Consider the following 15054-nt stretch of genomic DNA (forward strand, 5'->3'; position numbering starts at 1 on the left):
CGAAACGTGGCCTCCCGTACGATGAAATTCCTCGACAGCGCAGCGAGACCAGGAAGCGGAATCGCTGCCGTCACGAGCGGAGCAAGGGTGAGAAGCGTGCTTGGCGACTGGCGCGCCCGGGTGCGCCGCGCCGCCGTCGACACGGCGGTCGGCGTGGTGATCGCCCTGGGGACCATGGCCTCCCTGGCACTCTTCCTGACGACCACGTATTTCGTGATCCTGTTCATCATCGGCATCGGGGCGGTCGCGCTGCCGATCGTCACCAAAGCGGTCCGCCGGCTCTGCAACGCGAGCCGGCGGACCGCCGGGCGGTCGGGGGTCCGGGTGGACATCCCGTACCAGCCGGTTCCGCAGGAGTTCGAGAAGGACATCGTCGGCTGGATGCGCCGCTGCAAGTGGATCCTCACCGACCCGGCCACCTGGCGCGACCTGCTGTGGCTGCTGCTCAACACGGTGGTCGGCATGATCGGCTTCCTGCCGGCCGCGCTGCTCTACTACGTGCTGGAAGGGCTCGCGGTGGCCGGCGGCCTCTGGAAGCCCATCCTGGGCGCCAACGGCACCGGCCGCTGGTACGCGGGCATCACGGTGCACAACTGGCCGACCGCGGGGGTGGCCGCGCTGCTGGCGGGCTGTGTGTTCCTCGCCTGGCTGTGGGTCAGCCCGCTCACCCTCAAGGCGCATGCGTACTTCACCCGCTTCCTCCTCGGCCCCACCGAGCGCACCCTGCTCGCCTCCCGGGTGCGCCACCTCGCCGAGACCCGGTCCGGGGCGCTCGACACCCAGGCCGCCGAACTGCGGCGGATCGAGCGCGATCTGCACGACGGCGCCCAGGCCCGGCTGGTCGGCCTGGGCATGACGCTGGGGGCGGTCGACCGCCATATGGAGGACAACTCCGACGAGGCGCGCCGGCTGCTGCGGGACGCCCGCGCCTCCTCCGTACTGGCCCTGCGCGAGCTGCGCGATCTGGTGCGCGGCATTCATCCGCCGGTGCTCGCCGAGCGGGGGCTCGCCGACGCGCTGCGCGCGCTCGGCATCGCGAGCCCGCTGCCCGTCGAGGTCACGGTCGACATCCTGGGTGAACTGCCCGCGCCGGTCGAGTCCGCGATGTACTTCTCCGTCTCCGAGCTGCTGACCAACGCGCTGAAGCACGCGGAGGCGGACCGTGTCGACATCGTCGTCCGGCAAGAGCACGGCGTGCTGTCCGCCCGGGTCACGGACGACGGCCGGGGCGGCGCCGTGCTGGGGGCGGGCAGCGGGCTCGAGGGCATCCGCCGCCGGCTGGCGGCCTTCGACGGAACCATGGACATCAGCAGCCCGCCGGGCGGCCCGACCGTAACGAAGATGGAGATGCCGTGCGCGTTGTCCTCGCCGAAGACCTCTTCCTCCTGAGGCAGGGGCTCATCCAGCTGCTGGAGGCATACGGATTCGAGGTCGCGGCAGCGGTGGACAACGGCCAGGATCTGGCCACGGCGCTCACCGAACACCGCCCCGACATCGCGATCGTGGACGTTCGGCTGCCGCCCACGTTCACCACCGAGGGGCTGCAGGCGGCCCTGAAGGCCAGGCGGGACAGCCCAGGTCTGCCGATCCTCGTGCTCTCCCAGCATGTCGAGCCGATGTACGCACGGGAGCTGCTGGCCGACGGGACGGGCGGGATCGGCTACCTCCTCAAGGACAGCGTCTTCGACAACGACCAGTTCATCGACGCCATCCGCCGGGTGGCGGCCGGGGGCACCGCCATGGACCCCTCCGTGGTCGCCCAGCTCATGGGCAGCCACTCCCGCGACGAGACGCTGGGCACGCTGACCGCCCGGGAGCGGACGGTCCTGGAGCTGATGGCCGAGGGATGCTCCAACACGGCCATCGCCCAGCGCCTCTTCGTCAGCGAGGGAGCGGCGGCCAAGCACATCTCCAACATCTTCGCCAAGCTGATGCTGCCGCAGGACAGCGACAGCAACCGGCGGGTGCTGGCGGTGCTCGCCTACCTCAACAACACCTCCTGACCCTCACAGTGCGCGTCACAGCTCGCCTCACAGCTCAAGGATCGCCTGCACCGGCAGATGGCCGCTGGGGAACTGGCCGTCCAGGGAGAAGGTGTTGATGGCGGCGTAGCGGGTGCGGACACCGGGCGAGGTGAGGATCCAGTCGATCCGGTCGCCGTCCGGGACCAGCGGACGATAGCCGTGAGAGGTCGCGTACTGCGCGCCGCGCCGCTCGGCGCTGTCTCACGAGTCCACGAGCGACCCGCCGTTCAGCATCGCGTCGTAGACCGGGTTGCCGTGGGCGGCCACGTTGAAGTCACCCGTGACGACGCGGGGGAGGGCGGCGTCCAGACCGCCGAGCCGTTCGGTGATCAGGGCGGCGGAGCGCTCGCGGGCGTGCCCGCCGCGGTGGTCGAGATGGGTGTTCAGCGCGTAGAACTCCGTGCCGGTGTGCCGGTCGTGTCCCGCAGCTCAGCCGCCCGGAGAGCGACGCCCTCCTCCAGTACCTCTTCGAGCACTCCGAGTCGCCCCGGTTCAGCTGCCGCTACCGCTGGCAGCCGGGTGACGTGGCGAGGTGGGACAACCGCGCCACCCGGCGTCTGGCCCTCAACGACTAACCGGACACCGCAGGGGCCGAGCGTGACGTCCTCGCCGACGAGCCCACCGGCGACGCCCCGCGCCGGAAGGAGTACCGGCCCGCGGCCGACGAGCGCTACTGGCCGCGGCACGTCACCGCCCGGCACGGCTACCGGTAGGGGACACCGCACCGGCCCCAGGTCATCGGCCCGGGCGGCGCCGTCGTACGGTGGCCGCGACACCCGCTCCGAGCACCAGCACCGCCGCGCCACTCGCGAGCAGCATGGGCGTGGAGTCCTCGTCGTCGCCCTCTGACGCGGTCACGGAGGCGGGCGCGGAGGCGGAGGCGGAGGCGCCCCGCGCCGGCGGACTCGCCGGTGAGGAGGAGGACGGCGAGGGGGCCGAGGAGCCCGAGGCGCTCAGCACGACGTCGGAGCAGGAGTAATAGGTGTCGGACGTGCTGGTGTTGCGCCAGATCGTATAGAGCAGCTGACGGCCGGTCCGGTCGGACGGCAGCGTGGCCTTGATGTGGTAGGCATCGTCGGCCAGCGCCGGGTCCTTGGCCGTCGCGAACGGCTTCGCGTCCAGATCCGACCACTTCAGCGGCCGCGCCGGATCGTAGCCGCGCTTGGTCAGATACAGCTCGAAGGTCCCCGTGTGCGGGATCGTCGACCGGTAGGTGAGGGTGAGGTCCGCCCCCGCGGTCAGCCGCGTCGAGGGCCAGTCGACCCGCGCCAGATCGAGACCCTTGTACGCGTCGAGCCCCGCGCTGCACAGCTTTCCGTCGGGAATCTTCTTCCGGTCCTTGCCCCCGACACCCGCGACACGCAGATTGTCCCAGTCGGCCTGCCCCTGGCCGCCCGCCGCCCCGGCCGCCTCGCACGCGGCCGACCGCGCGCTGCGCCCGCCCTCGGGGGAGCAGGCCACCGTACGGCTGATCGGGTCCGTCGGGGCGCCGTGCGCCTGGGCGGGCTGCGCGGCCAGCGCCGTGAGCAGACAGGGCACCGCCCCGAGGAGAGCGGCCACCGTGGTGGTGCGGTGCGAGGTCATCCGATGCAGCCCTCCTGGCTCCGGTCGCGGCGGGCCGGTCGCCCGCCCCGCGTAGTACGCGGCGTCCGGGCGGTCCGTTCAATGTGCCGTCGCATCGCCGTCGGAGAAGTAGTCCGAGGCGTACAACCATCCCTGGCCCCCACATGTCACCTAGACAGACGCAAACAGCGCCTGTGATCACAAGGGGGATAAATGAAGTTTTCTCGTGGTATGGCCGCCGCGGCGGTCCTCGCCTCCGCCGTCGCCGGCACCGTGGCCCTGACACCGCAGGCTTCGGCCGCCACCAAGGCGGCGTACAACGGGGTGTGCGGCAGTGGGTACAAGGTGGTGAACTCGGCGCCCATCGGGACGAAGGGCACCGTCTTCCTCACCTACAACTCCGCCAAGGGCAAGAACTGCGTGGTCACCGTCCGGAACACCGCGGGCAAGCCGGTCCCGATGTTCGCCTACCTCTATGTGCAGGGTGCCGACGAGTCGGCGGAGGACGGCGGGGCGTACACGACGTACGCGGGTCCGGTGTACGGCAACGGGCGCGGCAAGTGCGTGGACTGGGCCGGCGGTATCGACAACCAGTCCACCTGGACGTACGGGTCGAACTGCGGAGCCCTGACGGCCCACCGCGTGACCAAGGGCTGGTAAGCCCGGCCCGCACCTCACACACATCGGCGGGCTCCGCTCGCCCATAACGGGGGCGCGGCGGCCACTGATCGCAGTGGCCGCCGCGAATTTTCCTCGGGAACGATGACGGTGACGCGCCGAACCGAATTCGCGGAAGCCACCGACCATGCGGTATGCCGGTGGTGCAATTGCGGTGAGGCTCTGGTATCAAACCTGGCCGTGGCCTCACGCTGCCGCGTTGAGCTGCACTTTGCACGTCACAGGTGGAGGAACGTCATGCACCCAGTCACCGGCTCCCGCCCCTCCGTCCCCGCCACGGGCCGCCCCGCCACCCGCCTGTCCCCCGACCGGGTCCGGTCGTTGCCCCGGATGCCCGCCGCCCGTCCGCCGATACCGTCGCGGGCCGATGCCGAGGCCGTCGCGCTGCTGCACCGCACCGCTCGCGTACTCGTCGACGAGCTGCCGCGGCTGACGGACCGCATCGTCGCCCTGATGAAGGAGCGGGAGCCCGTCTACCGTTCCACCTGCGTCGACTCGCATGAGCTGTGGCGGGAGGTCCATGACTCGCTGAGCAACAACGTACGCTCGCTGCTGTATCCGAAGGAGACGCGCGAGGCGGCCAGATCGTGCTCCTGGCGGATCGGCGCCGAGCGCGCCGCCCAGGGCTTTCCGCTGGACGCGCTGCTGCACGCCTTCCGGATCGGCTGCACCGTCGTCTGGGAGCACCTCCTGGAGACGGCTTCGCGGGACGATCCGCTCGGTGCCCGCTCGCTGGTCCACGTCGCCGCCGACGTATGGAACTTCGTCGACGAGCACTGCACCCTTGTCGCCGAGGCGTACCACGAGGTCGGACGGCAGCTCGCCTGGCACCGCGAGAACCGCTACCGGCTCATCGTCGCGGCCCTGCTCGACGGCACGGCCCGGGTGAGCGACTTCCCCGAGGCGGAAGAGGTTCTCGGCCTCCCCGAGCAGGGGCGTTACGCGGTCGTGGCGCTGGAGGACGCCGACGTGGCGCCCCGCGCGCCGCGCCCGCCGGAGGTGTACGGCGGCCGCCCTACGGTGTGGCATACCGGGGAGGGCACCGCCCACGCCATCGTGCTGCTCGGCGACACCGGCCCGGAGGAGCTGGTGCGCGCCCTGACGGTGCCACCCGCCGGACGGGCGGGGGTCAGCCCCGCCGTGACCGGCCTCGCCGCCGTCAACACCGCCCGCCGGCTCGCCGATACGGCCCTGCGCACCCGCCCCGCCCCCGGGGAGGCGGCGCTGCTGGACGAGCACTATCCGGAGGCCCTGGTGGTGTCGTCCCCGGATCTCGGCGTGGCGCTCACCGAGCGCATGCTCGGGCCCGTCCTGGCACTCGAACCCACCGACCGGGAGATGCTGCTGACAACCCTGGCCGCGTGGCTGGAGGCCGAGGGATCGGCACGCCGCGCCGGCCAGCTGCTGTTCTGCCACCGTAATACGGTACTCAACCGGCTCCGCCGCTACGAGCAGTTGACCGGACGGTCGCTGGACCGCCCACGCACCGTCGTCGAGTTGTCGCTCGCCCTGGCGGCACACCGTCTGCTGGTGCCCTGAGAAGGGCCCCATGACCGGGAAGAGTGTGGGCGTGCACAATCACGGCGGGGGGAACATGTGCCCCTGCCACGCGGTCCGGCGGTTGGGGTGTACGCGATCGCGCTGACCTGCTGTGGTGGCGGTTCCGTCCATCCGGAAAGGACGGAACCCGCCACGAGGAGCCGCGAGATGTCCGACCACGATCACCCCTGGGGCCCGCCCATCAGGCCGCGCCCGATGCACACCACCGTGGCGGCACCAGGACGTCATGCGGCGCCGGGGCGCCCTACGGCATCGGGGTACGACGCCGCGATGCCGCCGACCGCGATGCCGCCTCGGCCGGCGAGCGCGACGCCGCCGTACGCGAGCACGATGCACCCGAACCCGAACCCGAACCCGAGCGCGATCCCGCCCCGCCCCGCCGCACCACCCCCGCACGCGCGGCGCTCACCGTGGCAGCGGCCGTGGCCGTGGACGGCGCGGGCCGCCTGCGCCGCGCTCACCTGCCATGCGGCCGCCGTGGTGGTGAACTGCGCCGCCGAAGGCGTCGTCAACATCGGGGCGGGCGGCGGATTCACCGTCGGCGCCCTGCTGGTCGGCATGGACGCCGGGGTGCTGCTCACCATCCTCGCCCGGTCCCACCGGCAGGCCGTCGGCGCGGGGGAGGTGGAGCGGTGAGCTTCCTCGACCCCAGAACCCTGGCCTTCGTGCTCTTCGCCGGCTTTATCGCCGTGTCGTTTCTGCTCTGCATTCTCGCGGCCACCGGCCAGGACGACCCCACCGAGTTCTATCTCGGCACCGGTGGGCTCAGCCCGATGCAGAACGGCCTGGCCATCGCCGGTGACTACATCTCCGCCGCCACCGTGCTCAGCACCACCGGCACCATCGCCATGGCCGGTTTCGACGGCGTCCTCATCGCCTCGTCCACCGTGCTCTCGATCCTTCTCTTCATGCTGCTGATGGCCGGCCCCCTGTGCGGACGGGGGCGGTTCACCCTCGGCGACGTCCTCTCCGAGCGGTTGAGCGAACGCCCCGCCCGTATCGGCACCGCCTTCGTGGCGCTGGTGGTCACCATGCCGCTGCTGCTGGTCCAGCTGGGCGGCGCCGGGAACATGATGGCGCTGCTGCTCGGCATCCCCGGCAGCGGTGCGGTCACCGGCTGCATCATCTTCATCGGCTCCCTCATGGTCTGCTACGCCGCTCTCGGCGGCATGAAGGGCACCGGCTTCATCCAGATCCTCAAGACCGTCCTGCTGCTCGTCGCCTTCGTCCTCCTCGCCGCGCTGGTGCTGCAGCGCTTCTCCTGGAACCCGGCCACCCTCTTCGGCGCCGCGGCCGACGCCAGCGGCTACGGCGACGCCTTCTGGCAGTCCGGCCGTCAGTACGGCGACTCCGCCGGCGGGCGGATGGACGTCATCAGCGTCCAGCTCACCCTCGCCGTCGGCGCGGCCTGCATGCCCCACCTCACCATGCGGCTCCACCCGATCCGCGGCGTACAGGCCGCCCGCGCCGCCACCACCTGGGCCGTGGGCGCCGTCACCACCGTCCTCGGACTCATCGTGATCGTCGGCGCCGGAGCCACCGCCATCGTCGGCGCCCGTACGCTCCGTGCCTCCGACCCCACCGGCGGCAACTCCCTGCTGCTCCTGACCCGCGCGCTCGACCCCGAGGCCCAATCGGCCCACCGCAGCCTGATCTTCACCATGGTCGCCTGCGCGGTGATCGCCACCACCCTCGCGGCGGTCGCCGGACTCACCCTGGCCGCCGCGGCCTCCCTCGCCCATGACGTCCTGGCCAAGGTCATGTTCAAGGGCCGGCTCTCCCCGGACCGGGAACTCGCCGCCGCCCGTACCGCGATCGTGGCCGTCGGCATCACGGCCGTCGTCCTCGCCATCGCGACCCAGCACTGGGACCGCCAGGTCCTGATCTCCTTCACCTTCGCGGCGTCCGCGTCGGCCCTGGCCCCCGTGCTGTTCTTCGGAACCATGTGGCCCGGCTTCACCATCACCGGCTTCCGCTGGGCCCTGTACGGCGGCCTCGCCCTCACCGTCCTCGCCATAACCTTCTCTCCGGCCGTCTCCGGCAACCCCCTGGCGGTCTTCCCCGACCGCGACTTCCACTGGTTCGCCCTCCGCAACCCCGGCCTCCTCACCATCCCCGCCGGCTTCCTCCTCGGCTGGCTCGGCTCCCGCTTCGGCCGCCGGCCGCGCCACATCCAGACCCCCGGGCCGGCAGACGCGCCCTACGCGATGCACACCGGCTGAGCCCCGCGGCCCCTGGAAGTACGCTCCCACGGTCCGGGCGGCGTCCCGCTGCCGCCGGGCTCCGCGCCATCGCCCGCATCCGGCCCCTGGCCCGCGCGACCACCACCTCCGTGATCTCACGCATGGGCCAGGGCGCGCTCGTCACCTGCTGTCCTCTGCTGGGCGCGGACGTCCTCGGCGGTGCCGACCGCGGGGCGCTCCTCCTGTCCGCCACCGCCACCGCCACCGCCACCGCCACCGCCGCGGCCATCGCGGCCAACGCCGTGCTCTCCCGCCACCCCCGCTGCGCCCGGACACCGTCATCCGCTGCGGCACCCTTCTCCTCGCCACCGCCCCCTCTCGCGGCCACCGGTGTCCCGGCTCTCCTCATCGCCGCCATGCTGCTCACCGGCGCCGCCGAAGGCCCTCAGCTCACGGCCCTGTTCGCGATCCGCCACCGCGAGGGACCCGGCCATCTGCGCGGCCAGATCTTCACCACGGGTGCCAGCCTGAAAATCACCGGCTTCGCCCTGGGCGCCGCCGTCGCCGGCCCGCCAGCCACCCGCTCCCTCCGCGCCGCCCTCCTGACCGCCGCTGGCTTTCAGTTACTCGCCGCGCTCGCCGGCGCGTTCATTGGTCCGCGTCCTTCACATTCGGAATGGGGGGTACCGCCGGAGTGTGGCTTGGGCGGGTCAGGAAAGATGCCGTGCATGGAAGACCTCACTGACATGCTCCCCGTCGAGTCCATCCGGCTCGATGTCCGGGCGGCCGACTGGCGTGAGGCGATCGGAATCGCCGGCGGTCTCATGGTGGAAACGGGCGTCACCACCGATGAGTACACCGGCGAGATGGTCGCCAACGTCGAGGAGAACGGGCCGTACATCGTCATAGCCCCGGGCGTGGCCTTCGCCCACTCCCGGCCGTCCCCCGCCGTGCGGAAAACCGGGATGTCCTGGGTCCGGCTCGCCGAACCGGTGGAATTCGGGCACGAGTCCAACGACCCCGTCACCCTGGTCGTGGCCCTCGCCGCCCAGGACTCCGGTGCGCACACCTCCGCGATGGCCGGCCTGGCGCGGCTGCTGGGCGACCCCGGTACAACGGCCGCCCTCGCGGCGGCTCCCACCCCCGAGGCCCTGTACACGGTCCTCACCGGCGATGGCCAGGCCCCCGCCGACACCGCACCGGAGAAACCCCGGGCGACACCGGGCTCCACGGCGTCCTCGATGCACAAGATCCTCACCGTATGCGGCAACGGCGTGGGCACCAGCCTGTTCCTCAAGAACACCCTGGAGCAGGTCCTGGACCGCTGGGGCTGGTCGGCGTTCATCACCGTCGAGGCCACCGACACCATCTCGGCGAAGGGCAAGGCGTCCGAGGCCGTGGCCCTGCTCACCTCGCGTGAGATCGCCAGGACCCTGGGGGATGTGGGACGGCCGGTGAAGGTCATCCAGGACTTCACAAGCACCGCCGAGGTGGACGCGGTGCTCCGGGACACGTACGACGTCTGACGACGGGAACAGAAAAGCATCATGGGCTGGTTTGTCACCCTCGCCACGTTTCTCGTCAACGAGATACTGAGCGAACCCGCGTATCTGATCGGCATCATCACCGCCGTCGGACTCATCGCGATGAAGAAGAGCACCGGACAGATCGTCGGTGGCGCCATCAAGGCGACCCTCGGCTTTCTGCTGATCGGCGCGGGAGCGGGACTGGTCACCGACTCCCTCGCTCCGCTGGGAAAAATGATCCAGGGCGTTACGGGCGCACACGGCGTCATCCCGACGAATGAGGCCATCGTCGGCATCGCCCAGGACCAATTCGGCTCACGCGTCGCCTGGCTGATGATCCTGGGCTTTGTGGTCAGCCTGCTGCTGGCCCGCTTCACCCCGCTGCGCTATGTCTTTCTGACCGGCCACCACATGCTGTTCATGGCGACACTGCTGACCGTGGTCCTGGCGAACGTCGAGCACTCGACCGTCGCCGTGGTGGCGGTCGGCGGAGTACTGCTCGGCATCATGCTGGTCGCGATGCCCGCCTTCGCGCATCCGTGGACCAAGCGCGTCACCGGGAACAACACCGTGGCCATCGGACACTTCGGCACGGCCGGATACATCGTCGCGGGCGCGGCCGGAAAGGTGGTCGGCAAGCGCAGCCGCTCCACCGAGGAGATGAGGCTCCCCGAGGGCCTGCGCTTTCTGCGCGACTCGATGGTGGCCACCGCCCTGTCCATGCTGCTGATCTATCTGGTCATGGCGGTGCTCTACCTCGTCAAGGCGGGGGAGGAGACCGCCTTCAAGGCGTTCGCCACCGCCACCGGAACCGGCGACGTGGCCACCGACGCCGGCAACTATCTGATGCGCTCGGTGATGCAGGGCCTCCAGTTCGGCATCGCCGTCGCGGTCATCCTCTTCGGTGTCCGTACGATCCTCGGCGAGCTCGTCCCCGCCTTCCAGGGCATCGCGCGCAAGGTCGTGCCGGGCGCCCTGCCCGCCCTGGACGCGCCGATCGTCTTCCCGTACGCGCAGAACGCGGTACTGATCGGCTTCATCTCCAGCTTCACCGGCGGCCTGGTCAGCCTCGCCCTGCTCACCTGGGTCTTCAACCCGGCCTTCGGCCTCGCCCTGGTGCTGCCGGGTCTCGTCCCGCACTTCTTCACCGGTGGCGCGGCGGGGGTCTACGGCAACTCGACGGGCGGCCGGCGCGGCGCGGCCGTGGGCGCGTTCCTCAACGGTGTGCTCATCACCTTCCTGCCGGCCCTGCTGCTCAAGGTGCTCGGCGCGTTCGGCGATCAGAACACCACGTTCGGCGACGCCGACTTCGGCTGGTTGGGCGCGCTCATCGGCAACGCCGGGAAGGCCGGTGGCGCCGCCGGTCTCGTGGTCATCCTGCTCATCGGTCTCGCGGTGCTGGGCGCGGCCATCCTGGTGCAGAAGCGTGTGGTCGAGACGGGCTGGGACCCGGGCGCGGCCCGTGACGCCCTGATGCCACGGGATGCCGCGGCGGCGCCCGCCGTGGCGGACACGGCCCCCGCCTCATACGCGAAGATCCCGCCCCCCGAGGGCGCGCCCGTACCCCCGCCGCCTCGCTGAGGACGACGCCGCACCGGTGGTCCCGAAACCGGGCTCGGGACCACCGGCCACGGGGCACGCTACGTTCGGCTGACGTAGTCGCGCAGATGCACGGCGGTGAGGGAGGTGCCCGTGTCGACGAGTTCTGCGGGGGTGCCGGTGAAGACCACCTGACCGCCGTCGTGGCCCGCCCCCGGCCCGAGGTCGATGATCCAGTCCGCATGGGCCATCACGGCCTGGTGGTGCTCGATGACGACGACAGTGTTGCCGGAGTCCACCAGACGGTCGAGCAGAGCGAGCAGTTGGTCCACATCGGCGAGATGCAGCCCGGTGGTCGGCTCGTCCAGCACATAGGTCGTGCCGTTCCTCGCCATATGGATGGCGAGCTTGAGCCGTTGCCGCTCACCGCCGGACAGGGTGGTGAGCGGCTGGCCGAGCCCGAGATAGCCCAGCCCCACCGCGGCGAGGCGGTCGAGGATCACCCGCGCCCGACCGGTGGTGAGGAACTCACGGGCCCCGGCCACCGACATCCCGAGGACCTCGCTGATGTTCCGGCCGCGCAGCCGGTACGACAGCACCTCCGGCCGGAACCGCTTCCCCTCGCAGCCCTCGCACACCGACGCCACCTCGGCCATCATCGCGAGATCGGTGTAGATCAGCCCGATGCCCTTGCAGACGGGGCAGGCGCCCTCGGAGTTGGCGCTGAACAGACCGGGCCCCACCCCGTTGGCCTTGGCGAACGCCGCCCGGATCGGGTCGAGCAACCCCGTGTAGGTGGCGGGATTGCTACGGCGGGAGCCACGGATCGCCGACTGGTCGGCCACGATCACACCGTCCCGCCCGGAGAGCGAGCCGTGGATCAGGGAGCTCTTGCCGGACCCGGCGACCCCCGTGACCACGGTGAGGACACCGAGGGGGACATCGACGCTCACATCCCGCAGATTGTGCCGCCGGGCGCCCCGGATCGGCAGCTGCCCGGCGGGCTGTCGCACCTTCTCACGCAGCCGCACGCGGTGGTCGAGACAGCGCCCGGTCAGGGTGTCGGAGGCGCGCAGCCCGGCCACATCGCCCGCGTAGCAGATCCGCCCGCCCGCCGTGCCCGCGCCGGGGCCGAGGTCGACCACATGGTCGGCGATCCGGATCGTCTCCGGCTTGTGCTCCACGACCAGCACCGTGTTGCCCTTGTCGCGGAGCTGGAGCAGCAGACCGTTCATCCGCTGGATGTCATGGGGATGCAGCCCGACCGTGGGCTCGTCGAAGACATAGGTGACATCGGTCAGGCTGGAGCCGAGATGCCGGACCATCCGTACCCGCTGGGCCTCGCCACCGGAGAGCGTGGCGGACTCCCGGTCGAGGCTCAGATATCCGAGGCCGATCTCGACCAGCGAGTCGAGCGTCGCGCGCAGGGTCTCCAGAATCGGGCCGAGGGATCCATGGCGGATGGTCCGGATGAACTCCGCCAGATCGCTGATCTGCAGGGCCGAGCACTGGGCGATGGAGCGGCCGTCGATGAGCGAGGACCGGGCGGCCTCGTTCAGCCGGGTACCGTCACAGGCCGCGCAGCGGGTGAGGGCGACCGCCCGATCGGCGAACGCGCGCACCTGGGGCTGCATCGACTCCCGGTCCTTGGCCAGATACAGCCGCCGGACCTTGGTGACCAGACCCTCGTAGGTGAGATTGTTCTTCCCCACTTTGACCTTGGTGGCGGGCTTGTGAAGAAAGTCCTCCCACTGGTCGGGCGGGTAGTCCTTGAGCTTGGTGTCGGGGTCGAAGAGGCCGGAGAGCGCCATCACCTGCCAGTACCAGGTGTCCACCCCGAACCCGGGGACGGTGATCGCCCCCTCGTTCAACGATTTGTCCCTGTCGACCAGTTGGTCGATGTCGATCTCGGAGGTCCTGCCGAGCCCCTCGCACGTGGGGCACATGCCCTCGGCCGTGTTGAAGCTGAAGGCGAGGGGAGGCCCCACGTAGGGGGTGCCGATCCGGCTGTACAGGATCCGCAGCAGGGTGTGGGCATCGGTGGCGGTGCCCACGGTGGAGCGGGAGTTGGCCCCCATCCGCTCCTGGTCGACGATGATCGCGGCGCTCAGATTCCGCAGCGAGTCCACGTCGGGGCGGCCGAGCGTCTGCATGAAGTACTGCACGAAGGCCGTATAGGTCTCGTTGATCAGCCGCTGTGACTCCGCGGCGATGGTGTCGAAGACAAGTGATGACTTACCGGAGCCGGAGACCCCGGTGAAAACGGTGAGCCGTCGCTTGGGGATATCGAGGGAAACACCGGTCAGATTGTTCTCCCTGGCGCCACGGACCCGGATGAGGCCGTGGCTGTCCGCGGCGGTGTGATCCGGAGCGGGTCCGCGGAGGTCGTGGTAGTGCGGGACGCTGGGAACGCTGGGTGACTGGCTCTCGCTGACATCCATACCTTCAAGTGTTTCATTGAAGTCCTCATTGAGAGTTTTGACGACATCCGCCCTACTGAGCTGCGGAGTTCACCCGATAACCTTCAGCGTGCCGATCAACCCTCGACGAAGAACCCCCGCCGGAAAGGTGCCGACCCATGAGCGTGAAGGAAACCGGGCTTCGCCCCATCGATCTGGCGCGCATGGCGGGCATCTCCACCCAGCAGATCCGCAACTACGTCGACGCGGGCATCCTCCCCCCGGCCGCCCGCACCCCCGCCGGCTATCGCAGACTCGACGACCGCCACCGCCGGGCGCTGGTGGCCTACCAGGCCCTGCTGAAGGGATACGGGACCAACACCGCCCGCGCGGTCATGCGGGCCGTCCACGCCGGAGATCTCCCCCAGGCGCTCACCCTCGTGAACGCCGGCCATGCCGCACTGCACGAGCAGCGGCTGTCCCTCCAGGCGACGGGCGAGGCGCTCGAAGCGGTCGCCGAGCAGACCCCGGACAGCCCCGCGCTGCCACGGTCGGCCCTGCGCATCGGCGAGGTGGCCGCCCATCTCGGGGTGCGCACCTCGGCCCTGCGGGTGTGGGAGTCCGCCGGTCTGCTGGCCCCACGGCGTGAGCCGAGCACCACGTACCGCACCTACAGCGCGACCGATGTGAGGGACGCGCGCATGATCAGCATGCTGCGCCAGGGCCGCTATCCGCTGCCCCAGATCCGGCCCGTCCTCGACGGACTGCGCCGCACCGGCAGCAGCGACGCGCTGCGCGCGGCCCTCGCCCGACGTCAGGCGGAGCTGATCCAGTGCGCCACGGCCATGCTCGAGGGCTCCTGCCGGCTGCACCACTACGTCACGGAGAACCCGTCGGCAAAAGGGTCCGGCGAGGAGCGATGAGTTTGCCGCGCGGGAGCGGTCGGTACAGGTAGGCACTCCCCGATCGCAGGAGGCACCCGATGGCCAGTGACGGATTCACCACATGCCTGTGGTTCGACGGCCGGGCCGAAGAGGCGGCGCAGCACTACATCTCGATCTTCAAGAACTCCCAGCTCGGACGGATCGGCCGGTACACCGAGGCCGGTCCCGGCCCCGCCGGCGCCGTGATGACCGTCGAGTTCGAGGCCAACGGGCAGAGGTTCGTCGCGCTCAACGGCGGACCGGAGTTCACCTTCAACGAGGCCGTGTCGTTCCAGATCCACTGCGCCGACCAGGACGAGGTGGACTACTACTGGAACAGGCTCTCCGAGGGCGGCGAGGAGGTCGCCTGCGGCTGGCTGAGGGACACGTTCGGTGTGTCGTGGCAGGTCGTCCCCAGCGCGCTCATCGACATGATGACCGGCCCCGACCAGGAGAGGACGAAGCGGGCCACCGAGGCGATGCTCACGATGAAGAAGCTGGACATCGCCGCGCTCCAGAAGGCGTACGCGGGGGAGTAGCCGAGGCGGCGGGCTCCGTACGGCATGCCGGCAGACCGCCTACTACAACAGCGGGCTGAACCCGGCGCGCGCCGCCGGCATCGACGCCTCGCTGCCGGTCAAGGCCGAGACCGCGTACGA

At 70.6% G+C, this 15054-nt stretch carries 12 protein-coding genes and 2 pseudogenes; 11 read left to right on the plus strand and 3 right to left on the minus strand.

Annotated elements, in window-relative coordinates:
* The first annotated feature begins 96 nt into the window (after positions 1-96).
* Positions 97-1389, plus strand: coding sequence for a sensor domain-containing protein (locus tag ABZS71_RS21670; protein WP_356212499.1), 1293 nt, complete (start codon positions 97-99; stop codon positions 1387-1389).
* Complete coding sequence (locus tag ABZS71_RS21675; protein WP_355859711.1) at positions 1353-2003, plus strand: response regulator transcription factor; 651 nt, start codon at positions 1353-1355, stop codon at positions 2001-2003. The genes ABZS71_RS21670 and ABZS71_RS21675 overlap by 37 nt, the downstream gene beginning before the upstream one ends.
* A gap of 27 nt (positions 2004-2030) precedes the next feature.
* Here ABZS71_RS21675 and ABZS71_RS21680 read toward each other — a convergent pair.
* Positions 2031-2432, minus strand: a pseudogene (locus tag ABZS71_RS21680) (endonuclease/exonuclease/phosphatase family protein); the annotation flags it as partial.
* A gap of 68 nt (positions 2433-2500) precedes the next feature.
* Between ABZS71_RS21680 and ABZS71_RS21685 the strand changes: the two are divergent.
* Positions 2501-2599, plus strand: a pseudogene (locus ABZS71_RS21685) (taurine dioxygenase); the annotation flags it as partial.
* Positions 2600-2759: 160 nt separating this feature from the next.
* On the opposite strand, the gene ABZS71_RS21690 reads toward ABZS71_RS21685, so the two are convergent.
* Entirely contained in the window at positions 2760-3608 is an 849-nt protein-coding gene (locus tag ABZS71_RS21690; protein WP_356212478.1) for a lytic polysaccharide monooxygenase, read from the minus strand.
* 192 nt (positions 3609-3800) lie between these two features.
* Between ABZS71_RS21690 and ABZS71_RS21695 the strand changes: the two genes are divergently transcribed.
* From ABZS71_RS21695 to ABZS71_RS21720, 6 genes are all read left to right on the plus strand, one after another.
* Positions 3801-4247: a spore-associated protein A gene (locus tag ABZS71_RS21695; protein ID WP_355859715.1), complete on the plus strand. Its 447-nt coding sequence runs from the start codon at positions 3801-3803 to the stop codon at positions 4245-4247.
* Positions 4248-4652: 405 nt separating this feature from the next.
* Positions 4653-5804 carry a helix-turn-helix domain-containing protein gene (locus ABZS71_RS21700; protein ID WP_356212502.1) on the plus strand — a complete coding sequence of 384 codons (1152 nt, stop codon included), beginning with the start codon at positions 4653-4655 and terminating at the stop codon, positions 5802-5804.
* Positions 5805-5972: 168 nt separating this feature from the next.
* Positions 5973-6461, plus strand: a complete 489-nt coding sequence (locus ABZS71_RS21705; protein ID WP_356212481.1) for a hypothetical protein — start codon at positions 5973-5975, stop codon at positions 6459-6461.
* Entirely contained in the window at positions 6458-8047 is a 1590-nt protein-coding gene (locus ABZS71_RS21710) for a cation acetate symporter (RefSeq protein ID WP_355859719.1), read from the plus strand. Before ABZS71_RS21705 ends, ABZS71_RS21710 begins: the two co-directional genes overlap by 4 nt.
* A gap of 689 nt (positions 8048-8736) precedes the next feature.
* The gene (locus tag ABZS71_RS21715) at positions 8737-9534 is read left to right on the plus strand and encodes a PTS sugar transporter subunit IIA (protein ID WP_356212505.1); all 798 of its coding nucleotides are present in this window, start codon (positions 8737-8739) and stop codon (positions 9532-9534) included.
* A 21-nt stretch (positions 9535-9555) separates the two neighbouring features.
* On the plus strand, positions 9556-11115 hold the full coding sequence (locus ABZS71_RS21720) for a PTS ascorbate transporter subunit IIC (protein ID WP_356212484.1): 1560 nt from the start codon (positions 9556-9558) through the stop codon (positions 11113-11115).
* 59 nt (positions 11116-11174) lie between these two features.
* Here ABZS71_RS21720 and ABZS71_RS21725 read toward each other — a convergent pair whose 3' ends face one another.
* Positions 11175-13514: an excinuclease ABC subunit UvrA gene (locus ABZS71_RS21725; RefSeq protein ID WP_356212487.1), complete on the minus strand. Its 2340-nt coding sequence runs from the start codon at positions 13512-13514 to the stop codon at positions 11175-11177.
* 137 nt (positions 13515-13651) lie between these two features.
* On the opposite strand from ABZS71_RS21725, the gene ABZS71_RS21730 reads away from it, so the two are divergent.
* The gene (locus ABZS71_RS21730) at positions 13652-14395 is read left to right on the plus strand and encodes a MerR family transcriptional regulator (protein ID WP_356212490.1); all 744 of its coding nucleotides are present in this window, start codon (positions 13652-13654) and stop codon (positions 14393-14395) included.
* 59 nt (positions 14396-14454) lie between these two features.
* Complete coding sequence (locus tag ABZS71_RS21735) at positions 14455-14934, plus strand: VOC family protein (RefSeq protein ID WP_356212493.1); 480 nt, start codon at positions 14455-14457, stop codon at positions 14932-14934.
* Positions 14935-15054 lie beyond the last annotated feature (120 nt).

The sequence above is a fragment of the Streptomyces sp. NPDC005393 genome (assembly GCF_040606675.1).
Lineage (GTDB): Bacteria > Actinomycetota > Actinomycetes > Streptomycetales > Streptomycetaceae > Streptomyces.